Genomic DNA, 4,024 nt, shown 5'->3' on the forward strand with positions numbered 1-4,024 from the left:
ATATACAGATTGTATAGTGCGGAAAGTGAGATGGCGGTGGTCAATACCGTGACAGGTGTTTTAACGGGGATTATCAGTGCCATTGCGGCAATCTCTTTATTGGTAGGCGGTATTGGTGTAATGAACATCATGCTGGTTTCTGTCACAGAGAGAACACGAGAAATCGGTATCCGAAAGGCACTTGGCGCAAGAAGAAAAGACATCCTCATGCAGTTCCTAGTGGAGGCGGTTATTATTTCACTTATTGGTGGTATAATTGGGACCCTCATTGGGGCAGGCGTTGCTATGATTGTAGCGAGCAGGCTTAATCTACCACCAGTAGTACCAATGAATGCCGTCTTAATCGCATGGCTGTTCTCAGCAGGTGTGGGCATCTTCTTTGGACTCTATCCTGCCAACCAAGCTGCAAAACTGGATCCAATAGATGCGCTTCGATATGAATAAGTGTACTATATTATATGAATGATAATGAAGAGAAGCGATGTGCATGTACAGAAGGAAAAAGACTTGAAATAAGAAGTAATATCGATTCAAGGTCAACCCAATTCAAAATATGAGGAGGCAACAAATGAGTGAATTTAATAATCACGATCCAGAAACACTAATCATTGAAGAATCTACAGCGAGTCACCCTAGCTTAAATCATTTTCAGAGAATTATGGGTATTTTTTCAAAACCACAAGAGACCCTCGAAGATATCAATAGATACCCTAAAGTCTTATTGCCACTACTAATCATTGCAGTCCTTACAAGTGCAGTTTCATTTTTGAATTTTGATTTTATCATGGAGCTGCAAAGACAGGCTATGATTGATGCGACCTTAAAACAAGGTGGACAAGTGCCACTGGATGGCTTTACAGCCTTAAGTCAGAAAATCGCAACGTTCACCGTTTTGGGCTCAGGTCTTGGGGTAGCAATTGGTGCAATTATTGGCGCATTGATTACACATGGTGTATCGACTTTCTTTGGTGGAGAGGGTTCTATTAAAAAAATATTCAGTGCAACCCTCTATATTTACTTTATCCCACTTTTGGGATCAGCACTTGCGGGTTTAGTCGGACTAGTATTGAATATAGACATCTTAACCTTTTCACCTGCAGTTTTATTAGATGCCAGCCAGGTGGGAAAACCGATTTATGCCATTTTGTCTACCTTTGATCTTTTTAATCTTTGGAAAATCGGCCTTATGATTCTTGCAGTAAAAACCATCGAGTCCATCACCTTAAAGAAGGCAAGTACGGTGGTAATAGTGCTAACACTTCTTGGTTTGGCACTTCAAATAGTCCCGAATCTTGGTAGATAGTAAGGTGGCGCTAAGTCTATTAATCTCATGTGTTATGACCACCTTGCAAGGAAAAGCATGACTCTTAAGGAAAATCAAAATAAAAATATTTATTTTGAAATATAGAGTTTAAGATGCCTATCAGTTGGGGTATAAGTGGAGTGAATTAGATTTCGCATTAGAAATTTGCTTATACGAATATTAACAACTTATTGACAGATAATAGGAGTTGTGATATTATCAGTTTGTAATCATTACAAAATTGAAAAAGGAGTGATACGATGTCTTTAGAAGCTCAAATTGTCACACTTTTGAAAGAGAATGAGCCTTTAAGGCCTGGTGAAATTGCTGAAAAGCTAGGCGTATCCAAAGATGATGTGGATAAGGCAATCAAAGCGCTCAAGAAATCAGAGGAGATATATTCTCCTAAGAGATGTTTTTATTCAGCAAAATAATTATTTTGGAGGAGAAAATTATGAAATACGAATGTGTAGCATGTGGTTATATTTACGATCCTGAAATTGGCGATCCAGATGGTGGTATTGCACCAGGTACAACTTTTGAAGATATTCCTGAAGATTGGGTTTGCCCACTTTGTGGCGTAGGCAAGGATATGTTTGAACCTGTAAAATAATATTATTAAAAAGTTGGTGAATGTATGTATGTTGAAAATGTAGGTGATTTCTTAAAGGCTCATGGGATTAAACCCTCTTATCAAAGAGTAAAAATCTATGAGTACTTAATGAATACCATTGAACATCCTACGGTTGAAAATATCTACAATGCCTTAAGTGGTGACATTCCAACTCTATCTAAAACAACAGTTTACAACACACTCAAGACTTTTATAGAGAAGGAAATAGCAATGGTGATCACCATTGATGAGAATGAAACTAGATTTGACGCTGATACAGGTCATCACGGACATTTTAAATGCCAGGTCTGTCACTCGGTATATGATTTTGACGTAAAGATGGATGAGGTCAAACTAGAAGCTCTTGAGGGGTTTGAAATTAAAGAAAAGCAAATGTTCTACTATGGAATCTGTAAAAACTGTAAACATGGATCCTAGGAGGTATTGAAAGCATGAAAAGATTAGACGTATATAAATGTGGCGTTTGTGGTAACATCGTAGAAGTAGCTCATGTTGGAGGCGGCACACTAGTTTGCTGTAACCAAGAGATGAACCTTTTAGAAGAAAAGTCAGCTGACTCAGCTACTGAAAAGCATGTACCAGTTATTGAAAATATTTCAGGTGGTTATAAAGTAACTGTAGGCTCTACACTTCATCCGATGAAGGAAGAACACTATATTGAGTGGATTGAATTAATCACAGAGACTGAAACTTTAATTACATTTTTAAATCCTGGTGACGAACCAGTCGCTATTTTCAAAACAGACGAGAAAGCAATTAAAGCTAGAGAATATTGTAATCTCCATGGTCTTTGGAAAAACGAATTATAGATGATCATTAAATGATAAGAGTTTGGTACCTGGTACTGAACTCTTGTTTACTAAATAAAGTTTAAAAGAAATTAGATGAAAAGGAGGCTATACATGATTAATGAAAAATTGGAAAAAGTAATTAACCAACAAATAAATGCTGAAATGTATTCTGCATACTTATATCTTTCGATGTCAGCTTATTTAGAGAGCATTAATTTACCGGGATTTGCTTCTTGGATGCGTGTCCAATTTGAAGAGGAACAGTTTCACGCATTAAGATTTTTTACTTTCTTGAACGAGAGAGGCGGAAGAGTAGAACTTGAAGCCATAGAAAAACCTCAGTTCGTTTGGAACAATGTCATCGAAGTCTTTGAACATACTTTAGAGCATGAGAGACATGTAACATCACTCTTAAACAACATTGCAGATATCGCAGAAACTGAAAAGGACAGACCGACTCGTAACCTTATGGTTTGGTTTATCGATGAGCAAGTTGAAGAGGAAAGCAGTGCTGAAAAAATTATCAATGAGTTAAAATTAATTAATGGCGAAGGTCATGGTATGCTGATGCTTGACCGTGAACTTGGAACAAGAGTATTTACACCACCAGTGATCTAAAGTGGTGTTGTGAGGATAATTTATTAAAGGAAGTATAGGGAGGTAAACAATGTCTATTAAAGGAACTAAAACAGAGCAAAACTTATTAAAAGCATTTGCAGGTGAATCACAAGCTAGGAACAGATACACGATGTTTGCAAGCCAAGCAGACAAAGAGGGCTATAAGCAAATTGCAAAGTTATTCTTAGAAACAGCTGATAATGAAAGAGTTCATGCAGCAAGATTCTTCAGCTTCTTAGAAGGTGGCGATTTAGAAATCACAGCTACTTATCCAGCAGGTAAAGTGGGCACAACTTTAGAGAACTTAAAAGCAGCTGCTATGGGTGAAAATGAAGAGTGGACAACTTTATATCCTGAGTTCGCTAAAATTGCTAAAGAAGAGGGCTTCCCTAAAGTTGCAGCGGCATTCGAGTTCATTGCAAAAGCAGAGATCGAGCATGAGAACAGATACAACAAGCTTGCTGCTAATATCGAAAACGGCACTGTTTTCAAAAAAGAGGAATCTGTTAGATGGAAGTGTGATAAATGTGGTTATGTACATGAAGGGACAGAAGCACCACAAACTTGTCCAACCTGCTTACATCCGCAAGCGCATTTCGAATTAAAAGAAACGAATTACTAAAATCATTTTAATGAATGCAAATAAGCCTTTGGTAAAAATATCAGAGGCTTTTTTAG

Annotated in this window: 8 protein-coding genes; all 8 read left to right on the top strand. The window is 37.4% G+C overall.

Annotation, left to right across the window (positions count from 1 at the left end; genetic code table 11):
• The coding region (locus AC220I_RS19260; RefSeq protein WP_486725488.1) for an ABC transporter permease at positions 1 to 444 on the top strand (444 nt) is incomplete at its 5' end.
• 124 nt (positions 445 to 568) lie between these two features.
• Positions 569 to 1,303: a Yip1 family protein gene (locus AC220I_RS19265; RefSeq protein WP_486725489.1), complete on the top strand. Its 735-nt coding sequence runs from the start codon at positions 569 to 571 to the stop codon at positions 1,301 to 1,303.
• A 260-nt stretch (positions 1,304 to 1,563) separates the two neighbouring features.
• Positions 1,564 to 1,737 (top strand): HTH domain-containing protein, encoded by a 174-nt coding sequence (locus tag AC220I_RS19270; protein WP_486725490.1) that lies wholly within the window; start codon positions 1,564 to 1,566, stop codon positions 1,735 to 1,737.
• A gap of 17 nt (positions 1,738 to 1,754) precedes the next feature.
• Positions 1,755 to 1,916 carry a rubredoxin gene (gene rd / locus AC220I_RS19275; RefSeq protein WP_486725495.1) on the top strand — a complete coding sequence of 54 codons (162 nt, stop codon included), beginning with the start codon at positions 1,755 to 1,757 and terminating at the stop codon, positions 1,914 to 1,916.
• Positions 1,917 to 1,940: 24 nt separating this feature from the next.
• Positions 1,941 to 2,354, top strand: coding sequence for a Fur family transcriptional regulator (locus tag AC220I_RS19280; RefSeq protein WP_486725491.1), 414 nt, complete (start codon positions 1,941 to 1,943; stop codon positions 2,352 to 2,354).
• 14 nt (positions 2,355 to 2,368) lie between these two features.
• Positions 2,369 to 2,746 carry a desulfoferrodoxin gene (locus AC220I_RS19285; RefSeq protein WP_486725492.1) on the top strand — a complete coding sequence of 126 codons (378 nt, stop codon included), beginning with the start codon at positions 2,369 to 2,371 and terminating at the stop codon, positions 2,744 to 2,746.
• A 93-nt stretch (positions 2,747 to 2,839) separates the two neighbouring features.
• Positions 2,840 to 3,346, top strand: a complete 507-nt coding sequence (locus AC220I_RS19290) for a ferritin (RefSeq protein ID WP_486725493.1) — start codon at positions 2,840 to 2,842, stop codon at positions 3,344 to 3,346.
• 49 nt (positions 3,347 to 3,395) lie between these two features.
• Positions 3,396 to 3,968 (top strand): rubrerythrin, encoded by a 573-nt coding sequence (gene rbr, locus AC220I_RS19295; protein WP_486725494.1) that lies wholly within the window; start codon positions 3,396 to 3,398, stop codon positions 3,966 to 3,968.
• Positions 3,969 to 4,024: the final 56 nt, after the last annotated feature.

This window comes from Fusibacter sp. (assembly GCF_057447755.1).

What these genes read in the sequence shown, in the direction of transcription:
- AC220I_RS19265 (WP_486725489.1), top strand. Translation starts at nt 569, where the DNA reads ATGAGTGAATTTAATAATCACGATCCAGAAACACTAATCATTGAAGAA.
- AC220I_RS19270 (WP_486725490.1), top strand. Translation starts at nt 1,564, where the DNA reads ATGTCTTTAGAAGCTCAAATTGTCACACTTTTGAAAGAGAATGAGCCT.
- AC220I_RS19280 (WP_486725491.1), top strand. Translation starts at nt 1,941, where the DNA reads ATGTATGTTGAAAATGTAGGTGATTTCTTAAAGGCTCATGGGATTAAA.
- AC220I_RS19285 (WP_486725492.1), top strand. Translation starts at nt 2,369, where the DNA reads ATGAAAAGATTAGACGTATATAAATGTGGCGTTTGTGGTAACATCGTA.
- AC220I_RS19290 (WP_486725493.1), top strand. Translation starts at nt 2,840, where the DNA reads ATGATTAATGAAAAATTGGAAAAAGTAATTAACCAACAAATAAATGCT.
- rbr (WP_486725494.1), top strand. Translation starts at nt 3,396, where the DNA reads ATGTCTATTAAAGGAACTAAAACAGAGCAAAACTTATTAAAAGCATTT.